The sequence below is a fragment of the Thalassobacter sp. genome (genome assembly GCF_982993085.1).
This window is the reverse complement of the sequence record NZ_CEZFMW010000168.1, coordinates 1-4,911: the sequence shown is the minus strand read 5'-3', so window position 1 is coordinate 4,911 and position 4,911 is coordinate 1. Positions and strand designations below refer to the sequence as shown.

Annotated in this window: 4 protein-coding genes; all 4 read left to right on the top strand. The window is 59.0% G+C overall.

Features of this window, described 5'->3' with window-relative positions:
* Positions 1-13 precede the first annotated feature (13 nt).
* The 4 genes from AC4GMC_RS17110 to AC4GMC_RS17095 all read left to right on the top strand — a co-directional run bounded on the left by AC4GMC_RS17110 (position 14) and on the right by AC4GMC_RS17095 (position 4,832).
* A complete protein-coding gene (locus tag AC4GMC_RS17110; RefSeq protein ID WP_487877509.1) occupies positions 14-286 on the top strand; it encodes a DUF2160 domain-containing protein in 273 nt (90 codons plus the stop codon).
* Between the two features lie 73 nt (positions 287-359).
* Positions 360-2,084, top strand: a complete 1,725-nt coding sequence (locus tag AC4GMC_RS17105; protein WP_038005828.1) for an ABC transporter substrate-binding protein — start codon at positions 360-362, stop codon at positions 2,082-2,084.
* A 99-nt stretch (positions 2,085-2,183) separates the two neighbouring features.
* Positions 2,184-3,671 (top strand): glycerol kinase GlpK, encoded by a 1,488-nt coding sequence (gene glpK, locus AC4GMC_RS17100; protein WP_487877508.1) that lies wholly within the window; start codon positions 2,184-2,186, stop codon positions 3,669-3,671.
* Between the two features lie 9 nt (positions 3,672-3,680).
* Positions 3,681-4,832 (top strand): iron-containing alcohol dehydrogenase, encoded by a 1,152-nt coding sequence (locus tag AC4GMC_RS17095; protein WP_487877507.1) that lies wholly within the window; start codon positions 3,681-3,683, stop codon positions 4,830-4,832.
* Positions 4,833-4,911: the final 79 nt, after the last annotated feature.

Below are 4,911 nucleotides of genomic sequence, written 5' to 3'. Positions count from 1 at the left end.
GGGAGGCGCCGACATGGAATGGATGGCATGGACATGGCCCACCGCGATTTTCTTTATGGTGATCGCCAGCCTTTTGATCGCGTTCACGATCCTTGCGATCAAGTTTCCCGAAACCCCGCGCGTCGGTGTCCTGAGGATAGAAACGACACGGGGCGACAGACTTTTCATCACGCTTCTCGGCTCAGCCTTTATCAATCTGGCTTGGTTGGGGCTGGCAGATATGGCCCAGTGGTGGGCCCTCGTGATCTGCGCGATCTACGCGGTATTGGTGTTCCGATACGTGTGATCCGCGCTGGTAAAGACCCGGACCGAAATGCGTTCGGCACATAAGAAACAAAGTTCAAAATGGGAGGATTTTTATGAACTTGTCACTTAGAACCTCAACGGCCTTGGCCCTTGCGACGTCTCTGACCGCGTCGCCAGCCTTTGCCGATATGGATGCCGCGATGGCGTTCCTCGACAATGAGATTGCGGGTCTTTCCGTGCTCTCGCGGGCGGAACAAGAAGCAGAGATGCAGTTCTTTGTGGACGCGGCCGCACCTTTCCAAGGCATGGAGATCAAAGTCGTCTCCGAGACCATTACAACCCACGAATATGAATCCCAAGTGCTGGCGCCCGCGTTCACCGCGATCACCGGTATTCAGATCACACACGATCTCATTGGCGAAGGCGACGTGGTCGAAAAGCTGCAAACACAGATGCAGTCGGGCGAAAACATCTATGACGCCTATATCAACGACAGTGATCTGATCGGTACCCACTGGCGCTACAAGCAGGTGCGTAACCTAACTGACTGGATGGCTGGCGAAGGCGCAGACGTGACCCTGCCCACGCTGAACCTTGATGACTTCATCGGCACCAGCTTTACCACTGGCCCCGATGGCAAACTGTACCAGTTGCCAACACAGCAGTTCGCGAACCTGTATTGGTTCCGCTACGATTGGTTCAACGACGAAAAGAACAAAGCCGACTTCGAGGCCGCCTATGGCTATGAGTTGGGTGTTCCAATCAACTGGTCGGCATATGAGGACATCGCTGAGTTCTTTACCGGCCGCGATCTGAGCCATCTCGGTGTCGAAGGCGAAGTCTTTGGCAACATGGATTACGGTAAAAAAGACCCCTCGCTGGGCTGGCGTTACACCGATGCGTGGATGTCCATGGCTGGCATGGGCGACGTGGGTGAGCCGAACGGCCTGCCCGTCGATGAGTGGGGCATTCGTGTGAACGAAAACTCCCAACCTGTCGGGTCCTGTGTGGCGCGCGGTGGTGCAACCAACGCTCCTGCGGCTGTTTACGCCGTTGAAAAAGCCATCGAATGGCTTGAGAAATACACGCCCCCCGCAGCCGCTGGTATGACCTTCTCGGAAGCTGGTCCGATCCCGGCACAAGGGAATGTCGCCCAGCAGATGTTCTGGTACACCGCGTTCACAGCCGCCACGGTTGAGCCCGACCTGCCGGTCATGAACGAGGATGGCACGCCCAAGTGGCGCATGGCTCCCTCTCCGCATGGTGTTTACTGGAAAGAAGGCCAGAAGGTTGGCTATCAGGACGCTGGTTCCTGGACGCTGATGGAATCCACACCTGTGGACCGCGCCAAAGCCGCATGGCTCTATGCGCAGTTCGTGACTTCCATGACGGTGGACCTGAAAAAGTCCGACGTGGGTCTGACGTTCATCCGCGAGTCGACCATCAACTCTGATCACTTCACCGATCGCGCCGACAAACTTGGCGGCCTGATCGAATTCTACCGCTCGCCCGCGCGTGTGGCATGGTCGCCCACGGGCACTAACGTGCCAGACTATCCACGTTTGGCGCAGCTGTGGTGGCAGAACATCGGCGATGCAATGTCCGGTCAAAAGACCGCACAAGAAGCGCTGGATGCCCTGTGTGAAGCTCAAGAAGCTGTCATGAGCCGTCTGGAGCGCGCAGGCGTTCAAGGCGACCTTGGTCCCGTCATGAACGAAGAGCTTGGTGCCGATCACTGGTTCGCTCAGCCGGGGGCCCCGTTCCCCAAGCTGGAGAACGAGGATGAGACACCACAGACCGTCGCCTACGACGAGCTGATTAAATCCTGGCAGAACTAAGCCGCTCCTGATCTCCCTGGTGTGGGGCGCCTTCTTGTAGGGCGCCCCGCATATTTTCGGGTGGTTCTGCCCACCCCGCTGTCAAACAGAGCCACTACCATGACCTACGTTCTTTCCATCGATCAGGGCACCACGTCATCGCGGGCGATCCTGTTTGATGCCTCTCTGACGCCTGTTGCATCGGCACAGGAAGAGTTTCCTCAGATTTTCCCACAGTCGGGTTGGGTTGAACATAATCCCGACGATCTTTGGGCCACGACCGCAGGCACTTGTCGGGCCGCGATTGAACGCGCCGGCGCTAAGGCCAGCGACATCGTCTCCATTGGCATTACCAACCAACGTGAAACCACGCTTGTGTGGCACCGAGAGACTGGCAAACCCATTTACAACGCCATCGTCTGGCAAGACCGCCGCACCGCCGACACGTGTACTGCACTACGCGAAGCGGGGCATGCCGATATGGTCAATGACCGCACCGGTCTGCTGCTGGACCCCTATTTTTCCGCGACCAAGCTGAAGTGGCTTCTTGATCACGTCGAGGGTGCCCGCGATATGGCACGACGTGGTGAGCTATTGTTCGGCACCGTCGATACCTTTTTGATCTGGAAGCTCACGGGCGGCCGCGTGCATGCCACAGATGCAACCAATGCAGCGCGCACCATGTTGTATGACATCCGTAAAGGCCGTTGGAGCCAGACAATTTGCGACCTGTTCGACATTCCCATGTCGCTCCTGCCAGAGGTAAAGGATAGTGCGGCTGATTATGGCGAAACGCGCCCTGATCTTTTTGGCCGCGCCATTCCCATTCGGGGTGTTGCCGGGGACCAACAGGCCGCAACGCTCGGGCAGGCGTGTTTTGAGCCGGGCATGTTGAAATCGACCTATGGGACGGGGTGTTTTGCCCTGCTCAACACCGGCGATGTACCGGTTAAATCGAACAACCAACTTCTGACCACAATCGCCTATCAGCTTGATGGCAAACCGACTTACGCGCTCGAAGGCTCGATTTTTATTGCAGGGGCGGTGGTGCAGTGGTTGCGTGATGGGCTCAAGATGATCCGTCATGCGGCTGATACGCAACCCTTGGCGGAGGCCGCTGATCCGACGCAATCTGTGGTCATGGTGCCTGCCTTTACCGGACTTGGCGCGCCCTATTGGAACCCCGAATGTCGTGGTGCGATCTATGGCCTTCGGCGCAATTCTGGCCCCGAAGAGCTGGCCCGCGCGGCCCTCGAAAGCGTGGGCTACCAAACCCGCGATCTGTTAGAGGCGATGCGTGCCGATTGGGCGTCCGATGATGCCGCACCGGTTTTGCGCGTGGATGGCGGGATGAGCGCGTCTGACTGGACCATGCAGTTTCTTGCCGACATTATCGGCGCCCCGGTGGACCGGCCCAAGGTGTTGGAAACTACGGCAGTGGGGGCCGCATGGTTGGCGGGCATGCAGGTCGGTGCACTTCCGGGTCAAGAAGAATTCGCCCGTAGCTGGGCGCTAGATCGCCAGTTTCAGCCCACCATGCCCGAGGACACACGCGCCACTAAATACGCCGCGTGGCATCGGGCCGTGCAATCCACCCTAGCGTTCTGAGGCCACAAGATGAATCAGCCCTTTTCTTTCTCCGTCCCGACGATCGTGCGCTTTGGCAATGGCGTGAGTGACCGCGTGGCAGAGGCTCTGCCCGCTGGAACCAAACGGGTGGCGCTTTTGCGAGGGGCAAGTGGCATTGCGGCAGCATCTGTGCGCGAGGCGCTCCAACAATCTGGACTATCGGTTGAGGAAGTGACCTGCGGCAAAGAGCCTTCGGTGGCCTCGGTCAATGCGACAGTGGCGGCCTTGGCTGACGGTCCCATCGACGCGGTTGTTGCCTGCGGCGGGGGCGCTGTGTTGGACAGTGGCAAGGCAGTTGCCTTCTGCCTCAGCCACGGTCTGCACCTGACCGAAGACTTCGCGAGCGTGCCTCAACACTTGCTTGATATGGCGGCCGCGGTGCCGTGTATCGCTGTGCCAACGACCGCGGGCACCGGGGCTGAGGTCACAGCAAACGCAGTCCTTGAAATCCCCTCAAAACAGGCAAAAGTCAGCCTCCGAGGTCGGGCCTTGTTTCCGGCCATCGCACTCGTGGACCCTACGCTATTGCGCTCCGCTCCGGCGAATACAGTGCTGTCGTCCGGGCTTGATGCCATTGTGCAAACGATTGAATCCTACACGTCCTGCGCCGCTACACCGTTTTCCGATGCGCTTACGCGGCCCAACATTTCCCTAGGGTTGGCTGCGCTCAGGGCCGTGCTGTCGGGTGGGGATGATGATGCATGGAGCAACATGGCGTGGGTCAGTTTGACCAGCGGGATGGCGTTGGCCAACTCGGGTCTGGGCGCCGCTCATGGGGCCGCCTCTGTCTTGGGCGGGCGCTACGGGGCACCTCACGGCGCACTTTGTGGACGCTTGCTGGTGCCGGTGCTGCGCCAAAATCTCGCTGTGGCGGGGCAGGGAGCCGATATCCATGCCCGCTTGTCGGAATGCGTATTGGCCATCTCCGACGCCTTTACACCTGTACCGGGCGGCGATGGGATGTCTGGGTTGGAAGCATGGCAAGAGGCCCAAGGCTTGCCACGACTTGCGGCGTTCGGCGTCGAAACCTCCGACATCGAAGCCTTGGCGGAACAATCGGCTTCAGCCTCGTCTAGCCGCAAAAATGGTGTGCCGCTCACGGCGTCGGACCACGCTGCAATTCTAACCGCCGCGCTCTGATTGAATATTCAATTTAGGGGGAAGTGGTGCCGCTGATAGGACTCGAACCTACGACCCCATCATTACGAATGACGTGCTC

Bases quoted from the DNA above. Each gene is read 5' to 3' on its own strand.
- AC4GMC_RS17095 (WP_487877507.1), top strand. From the start codon at position 3,681: ATGAATCAGCCCTTTTCTTTCTCCGTCCCGACGATCGTGCGCTTTGGC.
- AC4GMC_RS17110 (WP_487877509.1), top strand. From the start codon at position 14: ATGGAATGGATGGCATGGACATGGCCCACCGCGATTTTCTTTATGGTG.
- AC4GMC_RS17105 (WP_038005828.1), top strand. From the start codon at position 360: ATGAACTTGTCACTTAGAACCTCAACGGCCTTGGCCCTTGCGACGTCT.
- glpK (WP_487877508.1), top strand. From the start codon at position 2,184: ATGACCTACGTTCTTTCCATCGATCAGGGCACCACGTCATCGCGGGCG.